Raw genomic sequence first — 24,699 nt, forward strand, 5'->3', positions numbered from 1 at the left:
AGGGCTGCGCCCGTATTGAGAAAAACCCCCGGCTACGCCGGGGGATGTTTATTTTGCGCCCACAGCGCACCAACTGCTTGGTGCGCGTCAGGACTTGAAAGGCGGAGCGATGTTTTGGTTTGCGCTGGCAAGTCGCAAGGCCAAAACCGCGAGCCCGGTGCGAAGGCGCACTCCCGCGCCTGCAGGAAAATTCCGTCAGGAATTTTACCGGAAGGCAAGTCCGGCGCAGTATCTGTAAACCCGCGCTCGGTGCGCGGGTTTTGCTTTCTTCCGCCTCTCTTTCTTCGGGCGGGTGCGGCGCTTGTTTTTCTGTTCGGAAAACCGCCTAAAATTGCTACAATATACACATTCGGGGCATGGCTCAAGTGGTAGAGCGCCCGCTTTGGGAGCGGGAGGTTCCCGGTTCAAGTCCGGGTGCCCCGATAAGGTTTTCGTATGGTTCAACACATCGTTTCGCGCCAGTCCGTTTTTAACGTTTTGCATTCCCCGTCCGACACGGAAGGGGAACACGTTTCCGACGGTATCAAAACCGAAGTTTCCCTTCCTTTCAAAACGCCTTTTCCTTTTTCGTCGTTGGTTTTGTCGGCCAATTACCGCTCGGTTACCGACGGCTGTATTTTGTTTGAAGCGCAGGTATGCTGCGGCGGAAAATGGAGCGGGTTTTACAAGCTGGGCCTGCTGTCGGGCAAGTTTAAAACAAGTTTCCCTCCGCAGGAAGACGCGTTCGGCCGCGTGGAAACGGACGTGCTGACGCTTTTTAAACCCGCCGAGGCGTACCGTTACCGGCTGAAGTTTTACGGGGATGCGGAGCTTTTCCTGCTCTGCGCCTCGCTTACGCGCGCGCCCTTTATGTATGATGAAAAAACCGCCGCGCGCCTGCCCGCCGGAGCTTTTGAAAAAGAAGTGCACCCCATCTCCCAGCTGGAGCAAACGCACCCGGACCGGCGGCGCATTTGCAGCCCGGTGTCTTTATGTATGGCGTTAAACGCGCTGGGATATCAGGCGGACGTAAAAGAGCTGATGCGCGACGTGTTTGACCAAACGGCCGGCATTTACGGAAACTGGATGTTTAACGTGGCGAGCGCGGGCGCGCTGGGTGCGGAAGCGTATGTGCGCCGTTTCGGTGCGCTTGGCGAACTGAAAGATTTTGTTACACCGGACTCGCTGGTGCTTGCCAGCGTGGCGTACGGCCGCGGGGAACTGGCGGGCGCGGCCATTGACCATACCGCCGGGCATTTGGTGCTGGTGCGCGGATGGAAAAAAGGAAAAATACTGGCGGCCGATCCCGCCGCCGCCAAACAGGAATCCGTTTTGCGCGCGTATGACGCGCGGGAATTTGCAAACGCTTGGCTCAGCCGTAAACAGGGAGCCGCTTACGTGGTGAGGAAAAAATAATATGAAAAAGTATTGGCTGTTGATGGGCGCCGTTTTACTGCTGGGCGCGTGCGCGCAGCAGGATATGAAAGATTCGCTGGTGGTGGCGCACAAAGGGGAAATGGAATCGCTGGACCCGGTTTATTCGTACGACGGCGTAACGCACGGAATGCTGATAAACGTGTACGATACGCTGTTGAAATTTAAAGGCAGTTCGTTAACGGAGCTGGAGCCTTCGCTGGCAGTGGCCGTGCCCACCAAAGAAAACGGTTTGATTTCCAAAGACGGCCGGACCTATACGTTCCCCATCCGCAAAGGCGTTAAATTCCACGACGGAAGCGAGCTGACCCCGGAAGACGTGCGCTACTCGTTGCTGCGTTTTATGCTGTCCGACGTGTCGGGCGGTCCGTCCAGCCTGTTGCTGGAGCCCGTGCTGGGCGTTTCGTCCACGCGCGACGATAAAGGCCGTATCACCGTTGATTTTAAAGACGCCGCCGAAGCCGTGCGCGTAGACGGGGACAATGTGGTCGTTACGCTCAAGCGTCCGTTCGCGCCGTTTTTGTCCATCGTGGCGCGGTGGAGCTATGTGGTGAATAAAAACTGGGCTGTGCAGAAAGGCGCGTGGGACGGCACGGAAGCCGCGTGGAAACAGTTTAACAATTTTTCTAAAGATTCTTCCCCGTTTTTTGCCGCCGCCAACGGCACGGGCCCTTTTCAAGTGGCGCGCTGGGATATTGCCGCCAAACGCCTGACGCTGGCCGCCAACGAGCAGTATTTCGCGGGCGCGCCGAAACTGAAAACCATTCATATGATGACGGTGGACGAGCCGTCCACCCTGCGCCTGATGCTGGAAACGGGCGATGCGGACGTGGCGGAAGTGTCGTCCAAATTCGCCGCGCAGCTGAAGGGCAACCCGGACGTAACGGTGTACGACAATCTGCCCCGCCTGCGCACCGACCCGGTGATTTTCTTTACGCTGGACATCAATATGCAGGCCAACCCGGACGTGGGTTCCGGCAAACTGGACGGCCAGGGCATCCCGTCGGACTTTTTTGCCGATAAAGACGTGCGCAAAGGCTTTGAATACGCTTTTGATTACGAAGCGTTTTTAAACCAGTCCATGGAAGGCCGCGGCGAGATGGCTTTCGGCCCCGCTCCGGCCGGTTTGGTGAAATATGACGGCGGTTTTAAACATTACCGTTTTGACCTGGAAAAAGCCAAAGAACATTTTAAAAAGGCCCGCGGCGGAGAGGTGTGGGAAAAAGGTTTCAAATTCACCATTACGTACAACACCAGCGGGGATATGCGCCAAATCGCCAGCGAGATTTTAAAGCGCAATGTGGAAAGTTTAAATCCCAAATTCCAGATTGATTTGCGTGGTGTAACATGGCCCGCGTTTTTGGAAAAAACGGCCCGCCGCCAGATGCCCGTATGGGCGCGCGGCTGGGTGGCCGATTACGCGGACGCGCATAACTTTTATTTTCCGTTCGGGCACAGCCAGGGGCGGTATGCGCTTTCGCAGGGATACAAAAACCCGCAGGCGGACCGGCTGATTGAGCAGGCGGTGTCGGAAACGGATTTTGCCAAACGCAACGCGCTTTACAAGCAGGTGCACAACCTGATGCACGAGGACGCCATGCAGGTGTATACCGTGCATCCCACGGGTATGTGGGCGATGCGCGGCAACGTGAAAAACTTTGTGGACAACCCGGTGTATATGGGTATTTATTTCTATCCGATGTATAAAGAATAAAACCGCTTTTTGTGTGATGAACTTATGAATGGAGCGCAGAGAATGTTCTTTGCGCTCCTTTTTGATGGTGGTTATATTTCCATTTTCTTTCCTGAGTTGTGGTAATTCCCGCCAAATCCTTACCGGCCGCTCCTGCGTGCCGCCAAACCTTTGGGGATGACGCCCGTGTTAGCTTTTCAAACCCTGCAGGCCGCCGGATGGGGGCTGTTGTGCCGTTTTAAGCAGGTCTTAGCCGTGTTGTTGTCGTTGTCTCTCCGGCCTTTAGCCCGTCTATAAAATCCGTTTTACGCGGGAGAAGCGTTTTATTTGTTTGAGCGGGGTAGCGAGTTGTAAAACGCGCCGCGTAAAACTGGATTTTATGGGTATTGGCCGGCAGTCTTTTTGTTCCTTACGTCCCCGAATGTTTCTCTTCCAAGTATCTAAAAGTACCGTATTTTGTTGAACCCTGGCCAGGCCAGAGAAGGGAGCCCAGGCTCTGGGCCCTGCCCCCGGCAAGGGGGTTGATTTGTTTTTTTTTTTGATACATTGGGGGAAGACCTATTGGGTCGTATCCCCTCGCATACCTCGCTTAAACTCTTCTCTCCGGGGATATTTAGGCCATTCCCGTAAGGATGGAAGGAGTTTCTATGAAACATATTTTTATCGTGTTATCCCTGCTGCCAGTCCCGTTACTCGCAGCAGCAGAAAATAAAATCAAAATGGTAACATACTTTCCCGTGCCGTATGTGGCATACAGCAAGATTAACGCCAGTAAACAATTAGACATAGGCCTTACGTCAGCTTGTGAAATGAACCTGGGCTGTTCAGAATCCGGCGCTTTGGGTATTCGCCCGTTGCAGGCCACAACAGTCAACCTGAACCGGGGAAAGCTGGATTTAAACACGGCGGCCGCCGTGAAGAGCACGAACATAGCTTTGGGAAGCGGCTCTGGAGAGGCGAATATAGATTTCTCTGCAAACCTGCGTATCGGTACGTTAAACAACGGTTACAGTTTGGAAGCCGCTGATATGACGGTGGACGAGCTCAAGTTGTTTGCGTCGCATATGAAATCCGGCGGGGAGAAATTTCCTTCCTGCGCGGCGACGGGAGCGAGCGGTGCGCCGCAGGTATCTTGGCAGAAGGTAAAACTCAAGAAAGCGGAAGAAGTGTATCTGGTATGCGGCAACCCCGGAGAGGTCTCCAAGTGCGAACCCACCCATAACGGACAGGAAACGTATACCGAAACGTGTCCCTCCGGCCAAACGGGCAGTATCAGGTATACGTGGGATTATGATGCCTGCACCTATCGCAGACAGAGTACTTGTACTGCTGCGGCTCAGAAAAAATGTATTGTCGCGAAAGAGTGGAAAGAGTTTGAATTTGAGGCGCGCATTCAAACCGTATATGACACATCCAACTGTGTAGGTATGATTGACTTTGCAACGTATCAGGCCAATATAAAATGCGGTGATTATTCCATCCCTCAAGCCTATACTGACTGTAAACTCGGAGAAGACTGCCCGCAAATTACCCCCGGATATTATATATATGACATATGGGCTATTCCGGATCTGAACAGAAACGTCGGGCCCAATTCGTGGATGTTAAAAAAGGTCGGGATTTACTGTGTTAAGATTGACCTGGTTGCGGAGGATGCTTGTCTGGAAGGAGTGGACCTGAGTTCTCCTCCCCCGGGTGAACATTGGTACCGTTTTGATTGTTGACGTCCGTATTTATTCAAGCCCCGCCGTAAGCGGGGCTTTTCTAATATAAAATTTACGTTGCCCGAAAGCGGCAAAACCGATTAAATAAAAATACACATTAAGGAAGGCGGATACGGGGGGATATGCATTGACCCGGGGGTGCAAAGTCTGCTATGATTTATGTGTAGAAGTAAAAAAATCTATAACGGAGAAAGACATGAAAAACTTACTCAGAGTAGTCTTGGTTTTGGCCTTGGCCGCCGGCTTGACCGCCTGCAAAAAGAACGTGAAAGATGACGCCAACGCCGACCTGACCGCCGGTACCGGCACCGAAATGGTGTTGGAAGAAACCACGGTCGTGGAAGAAGTGCCCGCCCAAGAAGTGGCGCTGGGCATTGTGCATTTTGCTTTGGACAAATACAGCCTGTCCGCTGACGCCCGCAAAATCGTGGAAGCCAACGCCCAGGCCATTAAATCCGCCGGCGCCGTTGCTTCCTACAAAGTAACCGTAGAAGGTAACTGCGACGACAGAGGCACCATCGCTTACAACATTGCGCTGGGCCAGAAAAGAGCTGACGAAGTAAAGGCTTACTACGTGCGCCTCGGCATTCCGGCCGCCAACATCACCACCGTTTCTTACGGTGAAGAAAAACCGGTTTGCTACGAAGCCACCCAGTCCTGCTGGGCCAAAAACCGCAGAGCTGACACCTTGCTGAAAGTCAACTAATTGATTGTTTTGTTATAAGGAGCCCGAACCCAAATGAAAAACGTTACCAAACTACTTTTTATGGCAGGTTCGGGCTTCTTATTGTCCGGCTGCATCGCAAGCGAGCGCGATATGAGCACGCTTAAACTGCAGCTTAAAGAATTAAATTCCACGATTGTGCAGATGCAGTCCAACCAGGCCGAGCTTGCCAGCAAGATGGAAGAGCTCAACCGCAACCTGTCCGTTTCCAACGAAAACCTGTCGCAGGTGGACTCGCAGATTTCCAGTCTGTCCGCTAAACTGGATGATTTAACCGCATCCGTCCGTCCCGCCGCCGGCGCGTCTTCCGCGTCCGCCGCGCAGCCGGCCGCCTTGCTGCCTTCCGATTTGTTTGCCGAATCCAAAAGCCATCTTGACAAAGGCGCCTACGAATCCGCCGCCATGGGCTTTAAACTTTACGTAACGAAATACCCGGACAGCGAAAACGCGGAACAAGCCTATATGTATATGGGCGACGCGTACGTGGCCGCCGGCCAGACCAAACCGGCCGCCGTGGCGTACGCCACCGTGCTGCAAAAATTTCCGAAAAGCAAATCCATTCCTGCCGCGCGCCTGAAATACGCCCTGAGCATCGTGCCGCTGGGCAAGACCGACGAGGCCAAACGCTATTTGTCCTCCGTGGTGCAGGAATTTCCTTCCTCACCCGAAGCCAAACAGGCCAAGGCCGAGCTGGCCAAAATCAAATAACGCGCCGGTTGGGGCGCGGGTTATCCGTTCATGAAAAAACTGTTTTCTTACACCTTTATTGTTGCCGCATTCTTTTTTCCCTGCGCCGTTTTGCACGCCGCGCAGCCCAAGACGGACGTGTACATCGGTATTACTTCCGTAGGCAATAAACGGCTGCCGGCCATCGGTATGCCGGCTTTCCGCTATACGGACGACAAAGCCCAGTCCGCCGCCGTGCAGGTGCACGACGTGATGCGCGCGGATTTGCTGTTTGCGCGGTATTTTGACGTAACCGAAGACGGCCCGGCGTTTGACCCGCAAAATCTCAGCCAGTCGCTGACCCAGTGGGGCAAGGCGCGCGCCAGCTACCTGCTGGCGGGCGACATCAGCTACGCCGCCCCGTATTACACCATTAAAATTTACGTGTACGATATTTCCACCCGCTCTCCCGTGTTTGCCAAAGCGTTTAAAGGAACCGAAAGCAGCCTGCGGCGACTGGCGCATATCGCGTCGGACCAGATTGTGTCGGCGCTGACGGGTAAACGCGGCATCGCGGATACGAAAATTGCGTTTTCCAACAATTCCACGCGCCATAAAGAAATCTACGTGGTGGATTACGACGGCGAAAACCTGCAAAAACTGACCAACGACCGCAGCATCGCCATTCTGCCGCGCTGGTCCAAGGACGGACGCATTTTTTACACGACGTACAAATATAAAAACCCGGATATTTTCGCCATTGATTTGCGCGCGGGCAAAATCGCGCCCATTATCATCCGCGGCGGGCTGAGCCTGATCGGCGGCGTTTCCCCCGACGGGAAAGCGCTTGCGTTTACCAGCTCAGGCGGCGTGAACCCCAGCATTTACATTTACAATTTGGAAACGCACGAAAAAACGCGCATCACCAATAAAGCTTCCGTGGACGGCTCGCCTTCTTATTCGCCGGACGGAAAATATATTACGTTTGTATCCAACCGCGCGGGCAACCCGCAGATTTACGTGATGGAACTCGCCACCGGAGACACCCGCCCGCTGACAAAAACGTTTAACTGGTCCGACAGCCCGCAGTGGTCCCCCACCGGGGAGTGGATTGTGTTTACGGGGCGCGAGTCGCCGTATCATCCGATGGACATTTTTCTGGTGGACTTGACGGGCACGCAGATCCGCCGCCTGACCACGGACGCGGGCTCTAACGAGGACCCGACCTGGTCCCCCGACGGCCGCTTTATCGCGTTTACGACCACGCGCAACGGCAAACGCCAGCTGTATTTGATGGATATGGACGGCAGTGCGCCGCACTTGCTGGCGGACTTGAAAGGGGATTCCTTTACGCCGCACTGGAGTTTTTAAGCGCGGCGGTTACGACAACCGTTTCAGGCACCGGGAACGAAAGGTTTTTCGTTCCCGGTATTTTTATGGGATAAACCCTGTTTGCCGGCCGCGTATGCGCGTTTTGTGTTTGAGTGAGGCGGTCAGCCCGGCCCGCGCGCGGCGTTTGGCTTTCATCCTTTTTAGATTTTCCTGTTTGACTGTACATAAAAAATCCCCGGGCCTGTATCAGCCCGGGGATGTCGGTTTGTTAAATTTAGTAGCAGGCTTCTATGCCGGTGAATGTGCAGGAATTGCCGGAGAGTTCCTCGCAGCAGACTTTGTTCCCGCCCGGCGGCAGGTAGAGGGCGTAGCCTGCTTCCGTATTGCGTATGGCGCGGTATCCGTCCATGTTGCGGTGGAACGTAAAGCCGTTTTCTTCCAGCGGCTGAGCCAGTAAACTGCGCTGCGAAGCCAGCTGCAGAAGCCGCACGGAAGCCCGGCCGGAGAGTTCGGGTTCCGCCGTGGCTTCGGCGTTTATTATGGTGGAAATCATACCGAAGGTAAACAGCAGCGCCGCCAGCGCCGTCAGAACGGCCAGCCATACCAAATGTTTGGGGGTGTCGGGCAGATCGTCCCCCGCGCTGAAATCCGCGCGGACGACGTACGTTTCCGCGATATAATCGTGCAGGGCGCGTTTGCGGTTGGTGCATGCGGCCATAATAAAGCCGAGGTACGCCAGCGCGTAGGACAAAAATTTGGAGCATACGCGGCCCGTCGCGCGGCCGAAACCGATGCGTCCGCCGTCGGAGCCCACCACTTTAATTCCCAAGAGGCGTTTGCCGAACGTAGCCTGGCGCGGGCCGCTCTCCTGCCAAGCAAAATACAGCCAGAAAGAAACGGCGGCCAGTATGTTCCATAAGAACAGCCAGCCCACCAAACTGGCGGCGGCCAAATCTTCCGAGTTGGGCACTTGTGCCAGCGCGCCCAGGCTTAATAGCAGAAGCGGCAGGCAGATGAGCGTGGCGGGAACGGACAGCAAAATACAGTCTATCGCAAACGCGGCGGTGCGCCGCCAGAAACCGGCATAGGGGGATTTGGTCATACTTTTCTCCTTTATTGTATTGCGGCGGCTGCGGCCGGATAAGCCGCCCGGCGCAGTTTACTCGCAGGGGGAAAACCCGGTACGGGTGCAGTCGCCTTCGTCCGGCGCGGCCAGACAGCATACTTTGCCGTCTGCGCCGTCTGAGAGGAAAAGCGTATAGTCGCCTTCATTCTCCGCGCCCGTAAACTCGGCGTACAGGCCGTCGTTCAAGCGAAAATAAACAATGCCGTCCGCTTCCACCGGCTCTTGCGGGAAGTCTTTATCCCCGGCCAGCGCCTGCAGTTCGGCCGCGGCTTTGCCGGCCATGCCGGACGTTTGTTCGGAAGCCCATCCGGCAAACAGCCCAACCGCAAATAATCCTAAAAGAAGCACCGTCAGCCCGGCCAACAGCCACGGGCGGGAGGGCAGGGAGGGCAGTTCGCCGCCGGGTTCAAAATCCGTACGCACCACATAGGTCTGCGCGATATAATCGTGCAGAGCGCGTTTCTGGCGGGTGGTGCCGGCCATCATAAAACCCACATACAGGGTGAAATATGAAATCCACTTGGCAAAAGTGCGTCCGCTCGCGCGGCCGAAGCCAATCCGTCCGCCGTCCGGGCCGGCGACTTTAATCTTCATCATCCGCTTGCCGAACGTAGCCTGGCGCGGGCCGCTTTCCTGCCAAGCAAAATACAGCCAGAAAGAGATAATCGCCAGCACCTGCCACAGCAGGTAGATGATGACGAGGGCCGCCAAATGCACGCCTGCCGCGTCCGTGCCTTCGGCGCGGCTCATGGCCAGGCCCTGCCAGAACATCAGCGGCAGGCAGATAACGGCGGGCGGGACGGCGGCTAAAAGCGTGTCGGCCAGGAATGCGATGGCGCGCCGCCAAAAACCGGCATAGGGATAAATGCGGGACATAATTTCTCCTTGTGTGTCTTAGTGTGGGTGCGGACGGGTGCGGTAAAACCGCCGGAGTCCGCCCAAAACGGCTATTTGCGCGGCTTTTTATAACAGCGGCGGCAGCGGGCCTGGTAAGCGTCCGTCGTGCCTACCACAATGCGTTTTTTGTCTTTGCTGATGCGCTGGGTGAAACTCGCGGGGTTGCCGCATTTGGTGCATACGGCCAGATTTTTGGTTACGTATTCGGCCTTGGCCAGAAGGGCGGCGGTTACCTCAAAAGGTTCGGCGCGGTAGTCGGTGTCCAGCCCGGCCACAATGACGCGCTTGCCGGCTTTGGCCAGCTTGTCGCACACGTCCACGATGCCGGCGTCAAAAAAATTGACTTCGTCAATAGCCACGACCTGCGTGTCCTTTTCTATCAGCGGCAGGATTTCTTCCGACTTTTTGACGCACGTGGCCGCCACTTTGTTTTGGTTGTGGCTGGTGATGCTGTCTATGCCGTAGCGGGTGTCTATCTTGGAGTTAAACAGCTGCACTTTTTGTTTTGCAATCAGCGCGGTGCGCACGCGGCGGATGAGCTCTTCGGTTTTGCCGGAAAACATACATCCGCAGATCATTTCAATCCAGCCTTGTTTGTGGTATATCAGCGGGTTTGCCATAGCCAGCTCCTCTTGTTACATATCTCTCAAATCGCCGCGGCCCCGCCACGGATACCAGTAGGTATCTTCGGGCAGCCGGGCCTGGGCGCGTTTGTCGCCGCCGCACAGGATATTGATGCGGAAAGCGAAGGAAAGGTTGTCGTTGCGGTCTCGCACGGTAAATTCCATCCGCGCGTCGTGAAAATCGCGCGACACGCGGACCATTTTGTTAAACCCGACCAGACTGCTGCGGAAAAGCACCGCGTCTATCCCCAGGTCCAGCAGCCATTTGCCGCTGTCGGGCCGGATGCCCCAGGTGGTGGTGACGGTGTAGCGGTCCGAATTGGTGTGGTAATAAGAGCTCGGGTCGGTATAGTCCGCAAAATTGTTGAGGCCGAATCCAATCAGGTGATTTTTGAACATAAAGTTGGACTGGGCGATAAAACTGACGTTTTTTTCCTCCAGGTCGTACTGGTCCTGCACGAAAAAGTTTACGCGTCCGTCGGGCGAGTTGTAGCCCCATTCCAACAGCAAAGGCTCAATGCGGGATTTTAAATGGCTCCAGCCCTGTTCGCGCCCGATGCCGTCTTTGAGCCCGTAGGTATAGTCGGACAGGTCAAACCCGCTCCCAAAACGCACATAGGTGTTAAAGGTGGGGCGGTAGTAATTGTCAATATACAGGCGGTTGAGTTCAATGCCTTTGTCCGGCGAGGCGTTATCGGTGGACAGGGTGCCGGTGGACAGGCGTTTGGTGAACTGGTAGCCGAAATCGGTGGTGCCTAAAAACGAGTGGGTCTGAAGGTTTAAATCCGTGCCGATGCGGCCCACCCAGGCGTCCTGCTTGTCCTTATACTGGGCGTCGGCAAACGTAACGCTCTGGTCGTAAAATACGCTGGGCGTAAAGGTAAACGCGCGCGAGAGGCGGAAGGATTTTTCCGTCGTCCAGCGGGCGTGCGCCTTGCGCTGGTAGGGGCCTTCTTCGTTGGGCATGCCGTTTTTGTACTGGAGCTTGGAGGTATTGTCAAAATCCACTTCCAGGCGGTTGGCGGTTTTAAAAATGGGGTCGTTAAACGGCAGCAGCATAAATTTAATTTCCGGCAGCGTGCGTTTTTCGGCCATAAATTCTTTTTTGTCCCAGGCGAAGATGTCTTTTTCCTGGTAGCTGATGCGCAGGGTGGAGCGGCGCGTCTGGCGCGAAAGCGAAAAGTTGGTTTCCTGGTCCGGCATAAAAATATACGGGTTGCCGCGGAAGAAAGTGTCGTTAAAGTACGGGTCGGACACCATACGGAACTGGGACTGGAACTGATACAGCGCGCCGTCCGGATTATTAAAATGGTCCGACGAGTCGTACATTTCCCACCAGTAGCCGCCCTGGAAGCCCCAGCGTTTGGTGCTGGCGAGGTCAATGTCTTTATTGTCGGCCTGGTCGTTGATGTAGTAGAACTCGCCGCTCCCGCGCAGGGTGGGGGAGGTGACGGCCGTCAATTCTCCGCCGATGCCGAAGCCGGACTTGGTGTAATAATCCAGGTTCAGTTTGGGCCGCAGGTTCAGCACCGGCTGGAAGACGGTGGAAGTCAGCAGGCCGAAGCCCGTTTTGTTGCTTTGCGTAAAATCAACGTAGGTGGTCCAGGGTTTTTGCGAATCCAGGGACCGCCAGAACACCGGCAGGTAAAACACCGGGAAACCGTCCAGCCGCAGCACCGCATTGGTGCCGAACACGCGCTTTTGGGGCGAAATGGACAGCTTGCCGACGGAAAGGGTATAGTGCGGGTTGGGATTGTCGCAGCAGGTAACGGTGGCGTCTTTCAGGGTTTCTTTGCCGCCGATGGAAGAAATTTCTTTGGCGGAAATAACGCGCAGCGGGGGGTATTCCGTGCTGACGCTCTGGGCGCTGAAATCTTTGGTGGTGTAGTTGACGGACACATTGTTGCCGCGCAGCACGCCGCCCTGGCCGTCTTCCACGGTCATGGGGCCTATGGAAGTGATTTGGGTGTTGGTTTGGTCCAGCGTGATGTTCTCGCCCGTAACGGTGCGTTTTTTGCCGTCCGCGGTTTTTTGGATGACGGTTACGTTGCCTTCCAGGTTTACTTTTTTGCTTTCCGGCTCCACGGAGGCTTTATCCGACGTGAAATACACGAATCCGTCCCCGTCCGGCGGCGGAAGCACGTTATCCGCTCCCCGGGCGGATGCGGATAACAAAAGCAGAACGGCGCACATCAGCGTAAGCGGAGCGGATTTCATTGTATATTGTCTTTTTGCGCGCGGTAAATCGCATACATCGCCGCGCCCACGCCGCCGATGTTGGGGTTTTGGGAAACGACGATTTTTAAACGTTTAAACGGCGTTTGGATTTGCTGGCCGGCCAGCACGCGCCGCACGGCGGGCAGGAAATACTGCGCCGCGCCGGAGACGCCCCCGGTCAGCACGATGGTGTCCGGGTCCAGCACCAGGGTGAAATTAGCCAGGCCAATACCCAGGTAGTAGCCCGTGTCTTCCCATACTTTTAACGCGGCCTTACAGCCTTTTTCGGCCGCGCGGGAGACGATTTCTATTTTAAAATCTTTTTCGGCGTTTACCAGCTGCGCCAGCAGCGAATCCGGGTAATCCATGACGGCTTCCATCACGCGCCGCTTGATGCCGATGGTGCCCACAAACGCTTCCAGGCAGCCTCGCGCGCCGCAGCCGCACAGGGGGCCGGTGGCCAGGTCGGCGATTTTGGTGTGTCCGATTTCGCCCGCCGTGCCGTTGGCGCCCTGGTAGAGCTCTTTGTTAATAATCAGTCCGCCGCCCACGCCCGTGCCGAGCGTTACCACCAGCACATTGGTGCCCTGGCGTTTTAAATCGGCCTCGTACACGCCCCAGGCGGCCAGGGTGGCGTCGTTGGCCACGCAGGGCAGAATGCCGGTGTGTTTAAAAAGCAGCTGGGCGATCGGCCAGTCGGCCACGTCTTTAAATTTTAAATTGGGGTTGTAGCGCAATACGCCTTTTTGGTTGTCCACATCGCCGGGGGCGCCCACGGCCACGGCTACGCGCTGATCCGGAAATTCGCGCTGGATGGCGTTGATATAATCGCCGATTTGGGCGATAAACCCTTTGGCGCCTTTGGAATAATCGGTTTCCATTTTTTCTTTGCGGAAAATCTCGCCGTGCTCGTTCATCACAAACAATTTTACGAAAGTTCCCCCGATGTCTACGCCTACGCCAATCATATATTACTCCTTGTTTTTCGGATGTGCGTGCTCGTACACGCTTTTTAATTTTTCAAGCGACACGTGGGTATACACCTGCGTCGCGGATAAACTTTTGTGGCCCAGCATTTCCTGCAGACTTCTTAAATCACAGCCGTTGTTTAACAGATGCGTGGCAAACGAATGGCGCAGGCTGTGCGGCGTTACTTTGCGCGCCAGGTGCGAGGCTATGGCCGTATTTTTAAAAATATAAGCCAGCCCGTCGCCCGTCAGCCGTTTGCCGTTTTTGTTTAAAAAGAGCGCGTCGTCCGGCTGCGGGTTTTTGCGGCAGGCCAGGTATATTTTAAGCGCGTCCAGCGCCGCGTCCGTCACCGGCACGAGCCGTTCCTTGGCGCCTTTGCCGAATACTTTGACGATGCCGTTAAAATAGTCCACGTCTTTTATGTTCAGGCCCGTTACTTCGCTTCGGCGAAGGCCGCTGGAGTACATCAGTTCAAACAGCGCTTTGTCGCGCGCGGCAAAGTGTTTGCTGTTGGCCGCCGTTTCCAGCAGGCGGTCCGTTTCCTGCTCCGAGAGAAACTTGGGCAGGATTTTTTCGCGCTTGGGCGCGGGCAGCAGTTTGAACGGGTTGCGCTCCAGCTTGCCCTGCGTCAGTAAAAACGCGGCAAAACTGCGAAGCGACGCTATTTTGCGCAGCACGGTGTTGCGGGCCGGGTCGTTTTTCGTTTGCAGCGCGGCCAGAAACGAACGGATATTGGCCGACGTAAAATGGCGCAAATCGTCCTGTTTTCGCTGTTTAAAAAAGAGCAGAAACTCGTGCAAATCCGCGCGGTAACTTTTTACCGTATGGGGCGAAAAATTCTTGTTCTGCAAATGGACGAGAAACGCGCTGACCCATTCTTCCATGCCGCCCTCCGCCGGCGTTATTTGCCGTCTTTCGCCGCTGTTTTGGCGGCGTGCGCCGCCTTGATTTGTTCAATTTCTTCCGGCGTAACCGTAACGATGGTTTTGCACTTGGGGTAGCCGGAACAGCCCAGAAATTCGCCGCGTTTGGAAGTGCGGAGCACCATCGGCTTGCCGCATTTTTCGCACAGGCGGTCGGTAACAATCGGCCCGGTGGAGGCCACTTTGTTGCCCTCGGCGTCCAGCGAATAGGTGTTCTTGCATTTCGGGTACGCCGAACACGCCAGAAACTTGCCGCGCCGGCCGGTGCGAATCACCATCGGCGCGCCGCATTTGTCGCACACTTCGTCGGTTTTTTCCGGCTGTACTTTTTCGCCGGAGCTCGTTAAATTGATTTTGCCCTTGCATTCCGGGTCGCTGCAGACGAGGTACTCGCCGAAGCGGCTTCTTTTTTGCAGCATCATCTTGCCGCAGACGGGGCATTTTTCGTTGGTTTCTTTGGCGGCGGGGCGCTGCATGCCTTTGTCGGCGTCGTCCAGCTCTTTTTTAAAGTTGCCGTAAAAGGCCGAGAGCAAAGACACCCACTTCTGGTTCCCTTCGGCCACCTGGTCCAGCTGTTCTTCCACGCCGGCGGTATAGGAAAGGTCCATAATTTCTTTAAAGAAATCTTTTAAGCTGTCCGTTACCGTAATGCCCAAATCGGTGGCGACGAGCTTGCTGGTTTTGGGCTGGCGGGCGATGTACTTGCGGTCCAGGATGGTTTTAATCGTGGGCGCATACGTGGACGGGCGGCCGATGCCGTGTTTTTCCAGCGTCTTAATCAGGCTGGCTTCGTTATAGCACGGGGGCGGGGTGGTTTTGTGGTCTTTGGTTTTAAGGTCCAACAGTTTTAATTCGTCCCCTTCCGTCAGCGCGGGCAGCAGGGCGCTTCCGTCTTCTTTTTCGTCGGAAGAATCCTCGTCCAGGTCCTTGTAAATGGACAAGTAGCCCGGGAATTTTACCGTGCGTCCGCTCGCGCGCAGGACGCATTCTTTTTCGCTCCCGGCGGCAATGTCAATCGCCACGGTGTTAAACACCGCGTCGGCCATTTGGCTGGCCACAAAACGCAGCCAGATAAGCTCGTACAATTTGTACTGGTCGGACGTTAAATAGGGCTTCATCGCCTGCGGCGTGCGGTGCACGTCGGTGGGGTGGATGGCTTCGTGCGCTTCCTGCGCGCCCATTACTTTGCTTTTGTAAACGGGCTGTTTGGCCGGCACGAACGCGGGGCCGTATTTTTCGCCGATAAATTTTTTGGTTTGTTCCTGCAGGAGTTTGGAGACGTTGAACGAGTCCGTTCTCATATAGGTGATAAGACCGACCGTCTGGCCCGCAATTTCAATACCTTCGTAGAGGTGCTGGGCCGTCATCATGGTTTTTTGGGACGGGAAGCCCAGCTTGTTATACGCGTCCTGCTGCATAGAGCTGGTGATAAAAGGCGGTTTGGGCTTCTGCTTAACTTCTTTTTTCTCCACCTTCAGCACGGTGTTGGGGCCCTTTCTTAACAGTTCCGAGAGCGGGGCCAGTTTTTCCGGCTTGTCAAAAACGGTGGTTTTTACCTTGTAATCTTCGGCAAAGAGTTTGTATGTCGTGGTCTGCTCCACGTTTTTGCCCTGCCATTTGGTTACGCGCGCCCAGAAAGAAGGGGCGGCGCCGGGTTTTTCAAACTGTGCGCCGATGGTCCAGTATTCCTGTTCTTTAAAATCGGCTATTTCTTTGGCGCGTTCGGCCAGCAGCCGCACGGCTACGGACTGTACGCGTCCGGCGGAAAGGCCGGAGGTGATTTTCTTCCACAAAAGCGGGGAGAGCTTATAGCCTACAATACGGTCCAGAATGCGCCGGGCCTGCTGGGCGTTGACGAGGTTGTCGTCAATCTTGCGGGCGTGCGCGAAAGATTCTTTAATGGCCGCCGGGGTAATTTCGTGGAAATAGATGCGTTCGTAGCGGTCTTTGGGCAGTTTTAACAGCTCCACCAAATGCCACGCGATGGCTTCGCCCTCGCGGTCAGGGTCGGTGGCCAGGTAAATTTGGCTGGCGTTTTTGGCGGCGGCGGTCAGCTCCGCAATCAGGCGTTTGGCGCGGTCTACCGCGACGTAGGTGGGTTTAAAATCGTGTTCAATGTCCACCCCGATGTCTTTGGACGGCAAATCCCGCACGTGCCCGAACGAGCTGCGCACGATAAAATCGTTCCCCAAAATCTTGCTGATGGTTTTTTGCTTGGTGGGAGACTCCACAATTACCAGCTTTTTGCCTTTTACGTTGGTGGTTGCCATAATTCACTTCCTTAATAAGTCTTAAAATTTGCTTTTGCTGTACAGGCCGTTTTCGCAGGCCAGGAACCCTTTTACTTCCAGTTCAAACAATAACGACGCCGCTTCGGGCACGTCCGCGCCCAGGGCTTCGGCTATCTGGTCCAGACTGGCCTGTCCGCCGCCCACGGCGTGCATCGCCTCGCGCTGGCGGGGCGTCAAATCTTCCTCCGGTTTGGCGGGCGCGTCAGAACCGGCTTCAAAGAAGCGCTGGTCCAGCCCGAAACGGAGCTGCTGTGGTATATAGTCTAGTATATCTGTAACGGAGGTTACAACCCCCGCGCCGTCCCGGATAAGCGCATTGGGGCCGCCGGATTGCACGCTGTCTATCGGCCCCGGAACGGCCAGCACGTCTTTGCCCATTTCCAAAGCCAGTTTGGCGGTAATCAACGCGCCGGATTTTATTTCGCCTTCAATCACTACGACCGGCTGGGAAAGCGCGGCGATAATGCGGTTTCTGCGGGGAAAGTGAAACGCGTTTGGGGGTTTACTGAAGGGAAGCTCGGAAATGACCGCTCCCCCGTACTGAAGGATAGCTTTTTCCAGCGCCCGGTTTTCGGGCGGATAACAGCGGCCTACGCCCGTACCGATAACGGCTACGGTCGGTTTTTTAAGCCGCACGGCGGCGGCATGGCATTCGCTGTCCACTCCGCGCGCCAGCCCGCTGACCACCGTTACGCCGCATTCGGACAGTTCGCCCGCCAGCTTGGCGGCCGCGCGCCGCCCGTACGGGGTGATTTTGCGCGTGCCCACCATACCCACGCAGGCTTTTTCGTTTCCGGGCAGTTTGCCCAGCACGTAAAGGACCACGGGCGCTTCTTTGATATTTTTTAGAGCCTGGGGGTATTCGTCGTCTTCCGGCACCAGAATATGGCCGCCCAGGGCGGCGGTTTTGTCCCACTCTTCCTGCGGGTTGACGGCAAAGGCGTCTCGCAGCAGGTGGGCCGCTGTAGAAGGATTTAAATTGGCTTCGCGGGCCAGGGTTTGCGCGTCCTGGCGCAGGATTTCCTGCGCGGAGCCGAAAATTTCAATCAGCCGTTCAAGCCAGTCCGCGCGGAAGAACAAAAACGCGTTTAGTTGGATGCGTGCCAGCCGTTCGGCGGCGGAAACGGACGGGTTCATATTAAATGTCGGCCACTCCTTTGCGGTCCAGCGGGCGGTACTGCATCACTTCCACCAGGTGTTTTACCTCAATGTCCGCCTTTCCTTCCAGGTCCGCAATCGTGCGGGCCGTTTTTAAAATTTTGTCCAGGCTGCGCGCGCTTAACCCGAATTTGCGCATGGCCGTTTCCAGCACTTCGTCCGCCCCCGGGGGGAGTTTGCAGAACTCCTTGATTTCTTTGCTCGTCATAAACGCGTTGGCGGTGGTGGCCGAATTTTTAAAGCGTTCGCGCTGGATTTCGCGCACTTTTAGCACGCGGGCGCGGATTTGGGCGGAGGTTTCGCCTTCGCTCTGTTTGTTCCAGTCCGTATATTTAACGGGGTTTAGGTTGACGGTTAAGTCAATGCGGTCCAGCAGCGGCCCGGAAATGCGGGATTTATAGCGGTTGATTTGCATGGGGGAACACGTGCAGGGCTTTAACGGGTTGCCCAAATTGCCGCAGGGGCAGGGGTTCATCGCCGCGATTAAGGTAAAGCGCGCGGGATAGGAAACGGTTTCTTTGGCGCGCGAAATGGTAACCCGGCTGTTTTCCAAAGGTTCGCGCAGGACTTCTAGGGAAGAACGGGAAAATTCGGCAAATTCGTCTAAAAACAGCACGCCGTTGTGCGCCAGGGACACTTCGCCCGGCCGGGGCGTAGAGCCGCCGCCGATGAGAGCGACGTCCGAAATGGTGTGGTGCGGGTCCCGAAACGGGCGGCGGGTCAAAAGTCTGCTTTTGCCCATTAAATTGCAAATGGAATAAATTTTGGTGATTTCAAGCGATTCGTCCTGCGTCAGCGGCGGCAGAATGCCCGGGAAGCGTTTGGCCAGCATGCTTTTGCCCGTTCCCGGCAGGCCGATCATCAGCACGTTATGCCCGCCCGCGGCCGCAATTTCCAGCGCGCGTTTGGCGAGCGCCTGGCCTTTTACTTCCGAAAAATCCAGCTCCTGCGCGGGTTCTTCTTCCGGCTGCGGCAGGTAGGCCAGTTTGACGGCGGATTCTTCGGTTTTCCCTTCCAGGTACGCGGCCAGTTCTTTTAAGGTGTGCGGCGTGATAAACGGCGCGCCGGACACTTGGCCTTCCAATACGTTCTGCGGCGGAATGACGGCGGTTTTGCCGAGGTTTTTGCAGGAAATCAGCATGGGCAGCACGCCCGCGCACGGGCGCAGGGACCCGTCCAGCGCCAGCTCGCCCAGTACCAGCAAGTCTTTTATTTTTCCGGCGGCTTCGGGCGAGAGCTGTTCGGTGGCCGCCAAAATGCCCAGGGCGATGGGCAGGTCAAACTGGGTGCCGCTTTTGCGCAGCTCGGCGGGGCTTAAATTGACGGTGATGCGTTTGGCGGGGAAATCAAAACCGCTGTTGCGCACGGCCGCCACCACGCGCTCTTTGCTTTCGCGCACTTCGGCGTCCGGCAGGCCGACTACGGCCAGCGTAGGCATACCCGGGGCGACGTCCACTTCCACGCAGACGCAAAAGCCTTCTATCCCCTTAATCGCGCCGGTGCATACGTTGGCCAGCATAATCAGTTAAAGCTCAGCACGATGGCGCTGGGAGTGATGGTAACCACCGTGAAATTAACGTTGTACTTGCGGATGATTTTGGCGGCCAGTTCCTCGGGCGTGGCGATATTGGCCGACACTTCAAACTGCGCGGCCGAGTTGGCGTAGCGCACGAGGTTGAAATCTTCAATTTCGCGCAGGTTGCGCAGAATGTCCTGCACTTGTTTTAAGCGTTCAATGTTGCCCACGTCCTTGATGGTTACGTTAAACACCGTGGCCGAGTTGATGGCGGCGTTAATCGGTTCCACCAGCTGTTTGGCGGCGGCTTCGCAGGCGGCGGAAATGGCTTTCTGCGCGGCGATTTCGGGCATCGGGTCCAGGCCGCTTAACTGTTCGGCTCCTTCGGCCACCACGGCGTAGTTGTTGGTGGCGTAGGTGCGGATGTTGGCGCGGGCGCGGTAGGATTTAAACGGAGAGGTCATCCCGGGCAGGGCCGCCAGCGGGCTGGCCTGCACGTCCGCCACGATGACGAAGCGCGCGCCTTCGGAGCGGGCTTTGTCCACGGTGGGGTTGGGGTTTTCAATATTATTCTGGCTTAAATTATCCCCGTTTACGAGGGCGAACGGCTGGTTTTTAAGCACGCGGTAAATGGCCTGTTTGCAGTCCTGGCGCAGGGAAATATCGTCCCCGGTCATTTCGCGCGAAGTAACCAGAATGTTGGTTTTTTTGGCAAACGCGTCGGACTCGGACTGTTTGATAATGTCCCCGATGTCCTTCACCAGCACCATGGCTTTGATTTTGGTGTAAAATTCGTCGCCTTTGCGGTAAGATTTCTGCACGTGGCTTCTGCGGATAAACCCGGCCGTTTTGGAGACGATTTTATCCTCCACCAGCTGGGCCTGGTCCACGGTCGTGGCCGAAGAAATAAATACGCCCGCCACTTTTTCCACCGCGGCGCGCTGGGCGGCCATAATGCCGTCTTTCTTCATTTGTTTTATATTGTTCTCGTCATACGGAACCAGGGATTCGGCTTCCACGTATTCGCCTTCGCCCTTGGGGCCGATGCGTAAAGAACCGCAGGCGGACAGGGCAAGCGTTCCGGCCAGCAAAATTAAAAGCAGTTTTTTCATTATTTTTTACCCTCCGGGTCAATTCCGGCCGCTTTGAGGCGGTTTCTGTCCAAACGCATAATCACGGCGCAGCCGCCGTCTTCCATATATTCGGTGGACACCAGCTCCATCTGGCTGATAACGCCGTTGGCCGACGTGTCAATCGTGCTGCCGGCGGACACGGCGTCCACCACCTGCACATTGGCTTCCAGATTGGCGCCGTAAAGCACTTCGGTTGCGCGCTGGTAGGCGTGCGCGATGGCGGCTTCGCGGCTCATAATGCGCCGCTGAGAGTCGGACGTGTGGGCCGGGTTGGCCGCGCCGAAGCCGCGCACCCATAAATAGCTGCTGTCTAAGAGCGTATCGTTAAAAGAAGGGGCGATGGCGCCGTCTTTCACCGCGGATTTCATGCCGGAGGCGCAGGCGCACAGGCACAGCGCGGCGGCGCAGAGAACAAACAGTTTTTTCATAGGTTACCTCAAAAGTTCCGAAATAACTTTTACATACGTGCTGGGGGCTTTGGCGTCTTCAAAATTGATGATGCCGCAGCGGATGAGCATAATTTCCAGCATATGCGTGAGAATATCGTAGAAATTCTCGCGCACGGACGGGTCGCACACCGTTAACGCAGGCCCTAAAATGACCGCGCCTTTAAGCTTTTTGTTGTCGCACAGGTTGGCGATTTTAAAAGCGGAAGAAATGATGTTTTCCGTAGCGTAAGACGAACGGACCGCAATGTCAAACCCGCCGGTTACGCCCAGCTCGGCCGCGCGCTGCTGAAGCGCGTACACCATCCAGTTCATCATGTGCGAGCTGTTCTGCGGGTAGAAGAAGCCGATTCTTCCCCATTCGCCGTTGCCCACGGTGGAGATGGAGGTGACGCTGTCCGGGTCGCGGCTTAAAATTTCGCTGGCGGCGTCTTCGCCGGAGGTGGCCAGCAGTTTTTCAAAAATCGTGGCCTGCGAGCGTTCCGTTTCCGGTATGTGCGGGAAAATCAGGTTTTCAAGCACTTTCAAGCGGCGTATGCTGCGCGTAACGGTGCCCAGCGTCATATGCGGGCCGCCGAAAAATTCGGTAATCTGCGTATCGTTTAAGTCTACGCCGTTGTCCAGCAGCATTTTTTTGACGATTTTAAAATGCGCGGCTCCGCTGGCGGGTTTTAATTCGGAAATCCAGCCCGAGTCCAGCTTGAACTTGATGAGCTCTTCCAGTTTTTCCAGGCTTTCCGGCGGATATTTGGACGTAATGACGATTTGTTTCTGCTCTTTTAAGAATTTGTTGAGCAGTTTGGAAATATGCACGCGGTTCTGTTCGTTGATGGCGATTAGGTGGATGTCGTCAATCAGCAGTACTTTTACCGTGTCCATAAATTTTTCAAATTTTTCAATGTTGCCTTCCATCACATAGCGCTGAATACCGCGCGAAAGGCGCACGCCGTTGGTCATAAAAATGTTTTCCTGGCCGTATTTCTTGGAAAACGCATAGGCCATGGCGTTTAAGAAATGGGTTTTGCCGGTGCCCGTGGCTCCGTGCAGCACCAGCGGGTTGTAGAGCTTACCGGGGTTGTCAATCACCGAGATAGCCGTCGCGTGCGCAAAGCGGTTGACCGACATTACCATATTTTCCAGCGTATACGTGGGCACAAGCGGCACTTCCAGCGGCCAGTTGTGCTTTTTGAGCTCAGAGAGGGGGATTTCAATGGAATGGTCAATGGTTTTGGTTTTTTCAATAATGGTGTTGGCCGCGGCCGGATTGTGTGCGGCGGCCTGCGGCGCGGGTTTGGGCGCGGCCGGAACGGCCGGCGTGGCCGGAGCGTGCGCCCGGGGCGCGGACGGAGCGGGGGGGACGGGCGGTATTGGCGCACCGGGAGCCTGGTCCGTTTTGCGTCTTATTCTGAAAGTGGTTTTCTCTTCTTTATTTTCTTCCATAATCGGTTCCCCCGGTTGAACATCTGTTAAATTTTTGGGTGCGGCGGCCTGCGGTGTAACAGGCTCCTGCGGCTGTTTTTTGCCCACCAGGCGCAGCACTTTGCGCTTGGGGCGTTCTTCCCGCGGCGGCTCCTGGGCAGGAGGCGGCGTTTGGAGCGGTGCGGCGGCCGGCTTTTTGGGGCCGGACGGCGGCGCCGCCTGCGTATCGTGGAACGACTTTTCGTATTGGTGCTTCATAATTTCGGTATTGAGCGTCGTTTCCAGATTGAACGTTTTGTCCAGCGAATCAATCTTTTGGCCGCGGATGGTAATTTCCGGCAGGTCTTCGGACGGTTCGTCGGACGAAAGGGATTTGGGCGCCTTTTTAAGCGGCGGCACGGTGTTGACGAGGACCACTTCTTCCGGGATGAAGCCGGAAGCGGTCTCGTTCGGGTCAATGGTCAGCACGGAAGCTTCTTCCGGCGACGGGCCCAGATTAATCGGTTCTTCTTCCGCCGGTTCGGCGGCGGCCGCCGGCCCGGGCGTTTCGTCCGCGGGGCTTTCTTCGGCGGAGAGTGATTCCGCCGCCCGGGGCAGTGTAATATCCGGCAGGGAGGGCCGGGTAAGCCTTTGCGTTTTTTCTTTGGCTTCGGCGGCTTTTTCTATTTGCTCAAAAGGGTCTTCCGCCGACGGCGTTTCTTCGGCGGTTTGTTCTTCCGCTTTTTCAAAGGCATCCACCGCCGGGGTTTTATCTTGCGCGGGGGCGGCGGCTTCCTGTGCGGCTTCGGCCGTTTGGGGGGCCGGGGCGGCTAAATCGGGTATTTCCGGCGCCTGCTGCCGTGTTTCGGGCTCCGGACTGGCGGGAGACGTTTGCTCCACGGGGGCTTCCGCCGCCGCGTGCTGGACAAAACCCATATCTTTTTTGGACAGCCGGTCGGTAATGGCGTTTAAATCGTCCAAATCAATAATGCAGGTTTGGTCTTTGATTTTCTGTTCAAATACGTTAAAAGATTCTTCCAGGCTGTCTTTCCCGTCGGCCAGGGACGTGATTTTCTGCTCGCGCTGGGTTTGGGAATTTTTGACGAGTTTCTGGTTTTCCAAATCCAGAAACATATCGTATTTGGTTTCGGCGGAGAAAATGTCTTCCAGCGGCATTTGGTCCAGCATGGTGCCTTCCATGTCCTTAATCAGCATATCTTTGTCGTTGATGGTGATTTCGCCGGAATGTTCTTTATCGGTGACGGGCGGCGCGGCCACGGTTTGTTTTTGAAGGCCCAGCGTGTCCGGCTCGGCGTCTAACTTTACGCGGTGCGCTTCCAGCTCCTGCACTTCTTTTTGTTCGGGAGCCTGGGGCACGTCGTCGGATACGGACGGCGCGGCCTCTTCGGGGACGGCCGGGGCGGGTTTGTCCGCGCGGAAAAAACTTTCGGAGGGGTCCAGTGTCATAAAGGTGGGAAATTCTTTGTCTTCTTTGGCGGCGTCAGCGTTAAACAGCGGGTCGCCTAAAATGCCGCCGGGGACGAATTGGTTTACTTTGTTGGTCTGCACAACGCCTTCGGCGGCTGCGGTGCGGATTTTTTCCAGCGTGTCTTCGTCCAAATCCGAAGGCAGTTCAAACGCATATACAAAGGGCGCGACGGCGGGCGCCGGCGGCTGGGCGTAGCCTTCCAGCTTTTTGGCTATCATCCGGGCGTCGTGCTCCGTGCCGTCCGTTACCAGGGTGTAACAGCGGCTTTGCGTTTTGGGGTCAATACGGGAAATAATATCCCAATGGTTAATCATTTTCCCTCTATAATTTTTACGCCGCTGCTGGCGCCGATGCGGGTGGCCCCGGCGGCGACCATAGCGTCAAAATCTTCGCGTGTGCGCACGCCGCCCGACGCTTTAACCTGCATATGGGCCGGGATGGACTTGCGCATAAGCGCCACGTCGGCCGCGGTGGCGCCGCCGCCCGTAAAACCGGTGGACGTTTTGACAAAATCGGCCCCGGCTTCGGCGGACAGCTCGCAGGCTTTCACTTTTTCTTCATCCGTCAGCTGGGACGTTTCAATAATGACTTTAAGCACATGGCCTTCGCACGCCCGGCGAACGGCTTTAATATCTTCTAAAACGGTTTTGTAATCCCGGGCTTTAAGGGCGCCGATGTTGATGACCATGTCAATCTCGTCGGCGCCGTTTTTTAAAGCGTCCTGCGTTTCATAAACCTTGACGGCCGTGGTGTTGGCCCCCAGCGGAAAACCGACTACCGTGCACACTTTTACGTCCGAACCTTTCAAGAGTTCTTTGGCGTACGCCACCCAGAACGGGTTGATGCAGACGCTGAAAAAGCCGTACTGGCGGGCTTCCTCAATCAGGCTGCGTACATCTTCTTGCGTGGCGACGGGTTTTAAAATGGTGTGGTCAATCAGTTTTGCCAGGTTCATATGAAA

General features: G+C 55.8%; 19 protein-coding genes and 1 tRNA gene. 7 read left to right on the forward strand and 13 right to left on the reverse strand.

Features of this window, described 5'->3' with window-relative positions; translation table 11 throughout:
* The first annotated feature begins 350 nt into the window (after positions 1 to 350).
* The 7 genes from ACQY36_RS02290 to ACQY36_RS02320 all read left to right on the forward strand — a co-directional run bounded on the left by ACQY36_RS02290 (position 351) and on the right by ACQY36_RS02320 (position 7,591).
* Positions 351 to 423 (forward strand) — tRNA-Pro (locus ACQY36_RS02290).
* A 12-nt stretch (positions 424 to 435) separates the two neighbouring features.
* Entirely contained in the window at positions 436 to 1,395 is a 960-nt protein-coding gene (locus ACQY36_RS02295) for a C39 family peptidase (protein WP_428071927.1), read from the forward strand.
* A gap of 1 nt (position 1,396) precedes the next feature.
* Positions 1,397 to 3,127 carry an ABC transporter substrate-binding protein gene (locus ACQY36_RS02300; protein ID WP_428077527.1) on the forward strand — a complete coding sequence of 577 codons (1,731 nt, stop codon included), beginning with the start codon at positions 1,397 to 1,399 and terminating at the stop codon, positions 3,125 to 3,127.
* A 626-nt stretch (positions 3,128 to 3,753) separates the two neighbouring features.
* Positions 3,754 to 4,830, forward strand: coding sequence for a hypothetical protein (locus ACQY36_RS02305; protein ID WP_428077528.1), 1,077 nt, complete (start codon positions 3,754 to 3,756; stop codon positions 4,828 to 4,830).
* A 196-nt stretch (positions 4,831 to 5,026) separates the two neighbouring features.
* Positions 5,027 to 5,536, forward strand: coding sequence for an OmpA family protein (locus ACQY36_RS02310; RefSeq protein WP_428055010.1), 510 nt, complete (start codon positions 5,027 to 5,029; stop codon positions 5,534 to 5,536).
* Positions 5,537 to 5,569: 33 nt separating this feature from the next.
* On the forward strand, positions 5,570 to 6,262 hold the full coding sequence (ybgF, locus tag ACQY36_RS02315; protein WP_428055012.1) for a tol-pal system protein YbgF: 693 nt from the start codon (positions 5,570 to 5,572) through the stop codon (positions 6,260 to 6,262).
* 30 nt (positions 6,263 to 6,292) lie between these two features.
* Positions 6,293 to 7,591, forward strand: a complete 1,299-nt coding sequence (locus ACQY36_RS02320; RefSeq protein ID WP_428077529.1) for a hypothetical protein — start codon at positions 6,293 to 6,295, stop codon at positions 7,589 to 7,591.
* A gap of 235 nt (positions 7,592 to 7,826) precedes the next feature.
* Here ACQY36_RS02320 and ACQY36_RS02325 read toward each other — a convergent pair whose 3' ends face one another.
* The 13 genes from ACQY36_RS02325 to deoC form a co-directional block, all read right to left on the reverse strand.
* Positions 7,827 to 8,654 carry an RDD family protein gene (locus ACQY36_RS02325; protein WP_428072034.1) on the reverse strand — a complete coding sequence of 276 codons (828 nt, stop codon included), beginning with the start codon at positions 8,652 to 8,654 and terminating at the stop codon, positions 7,827 to 7,829.
* A gap of 57 nt (positions 8,655 to 8,711) precedes the next feature.
* Entirely contained in the window at positions 8,712 to 9,554 is an 843-nt protein-coding gene (locus ACQY36_RS02330; RefSeq protein WP_428077530.1) for an RDD family protein, read from the reverse strand.
* A 71-nt stretch (positions 9,555 to 9,625) separates the two neighbouring features.
* Entirely contained in the window at positions 9,626 to 10,195 is a 570-nt protein-coding gene (locus ACQY36_RS02335; RefSeq protein WP_428071708.1) for a thymidine kinase, read from the reverse strand.
* A 15-nt stretch (positions 10,196 to 10,210) separates the two neighbouring features.
* Positions 10,211 to 12,415: an LPS export ABC transporter periplasmic protein LptC gene (lptC, locus tag ACQY36_RS02340; RefSeq protein ID WP_428077531.1), complete on the reverse strand. Its 2,205-nt coding sequence runs from the start codon at positions 12,413 to 12,415 to the stop codon at positions 10,211 to 10,213.
* Positions 12,412 to 13,383: an ROK family protein gene (locus ACQY36_RS02345; RefSeq protein WP_428055024.1), complete on the reverse strand. Its 972-nt coding sequence runs from the start codon at positions 13,381 to 13,383 to the stop codon at positions 12,412 to 12,414. Before ACQY36_RS02345 ends, lptC begins: the two co-directional genes overlap by 4 nt.
* Positions 13,384 to 13,386: 3 nt before the next feature.
* On the reverse strand, positions 13,387 to 14,268 hold the full coding sequence (gene xerA, locus ACQY36_RS02350) for a site-specific tyrosine recombinase/integron integrase (RefSeq protein WP_428055026.1): 882 nt from the start codon (positions 14,266 to 14,268) through the stop codon (positions 13,387 to 13,389).
* A 17-nt stretch (positions 14,269 to 14,285) separates the two neighbouring features.
* The gene (topA, locus tag ACQY36_RS02355; protein ID WP_428055028.1) at positions 14,286 to 16,577 is read right to left on the reverse strand and encodes a type I DNA topoisomerase; all 2,292 of its coding nucleotides are present in this window, start codon (positions 16,575 to 16,577) and stop codon (positions 14,286 to 14,288) included.
* A gap of 21 nt (positions 16,578 to 16,598) precedes the next feature.
* The gene (dprA, locus tag ACQY36_RS02360) at positions 16,599 to 17,735 is read right to left on the reverse strand and encodes a DNA-processing protein DprA (protein ID WP_428077532.1); all 1,137 of its coding nucleotides are present in this window, start codon (positions 17,733 to 17,735) and stop codon (positions 16,599 to 16,601) included.
* A gap of 1 nt (position 17,736) precedes the next feature.
* On the reverse strand, positions 17,737 to 19,275 hold the full coding sequence (locus ACQY36_RS02365; protein ID WP_428077533.1) for a YifB family Mg chelatase-like AAA ATPase: 1,539 nt from the start codon (positions 19,273 to 19,275) through the stop codon (positions 17,737 to 17,739).
* Between the two features lie 2 nt (positions 19,276 to 19,277).
* A complete protein-coding gene (locus ACQY36_RS02370; protein WP_428071698.1) occupies positions 19,278 to 20,384 on the reverse strand; it encodes a hypothetical protein in 1,107 nt (368 codons plus the stop codon).
* Positions 20,384 to 20,833 (reverse strand): hypothetical protein, encoded by a 450-nt coding sequence (locus tag ACQY36_RS02375; protein ID WP_428055036.1) that lies wholly within the window; start codon positions 20,831 to 20,833, stop codon positions 20,384 to 20,386. The genes ACQY36_RS02370 and ACQY36_RS02375 overlap by 1 nt, the downstream gene beginning before the upstream one ends.
* A 3-nt stretch (positions 20,834 to 20,836) precedes the next feature.
* Positions 20,837 to 24,052, reverse strand: a complete 3,216-nt coding sequence (locus ACQY36_RS02380) for a DnaA ATPase domain-containing protein (RefSeq protein WP_428077534.1) — start codon at positions 24,050 to 24,052, stop codon at positions 20,837 to 20,839.
* Positions 24,049 to 24,693, reverse strand: coding sequence for a deoxyribose-phosphate aldolase (deoC, locus tag ACQY36_RS02385; RefSeq protein WP_428055040.1), 645 nt, complete (start codon positions 24,691 to 24,693; stop codon positions 24,049 to 24,051). The genes ACQY36_RS02380 and deoC overlap by 4 nt, the downstream gene beginning before the upstream one ends.
* Positions 24,694 to 24,699: the final 6 nt, after the last annotated feature.

It is taken from the genome of Candidatus Avelusimicrobium alvi (assembly GCF_958451995.1).
Lineage (GTDB): Bacteria > Elusimicrobiota > Elusimicrobia > Elusimicrobiales > Elusimicrobiaceae > Avelusimicrobium > Avelusimicrobium alvi.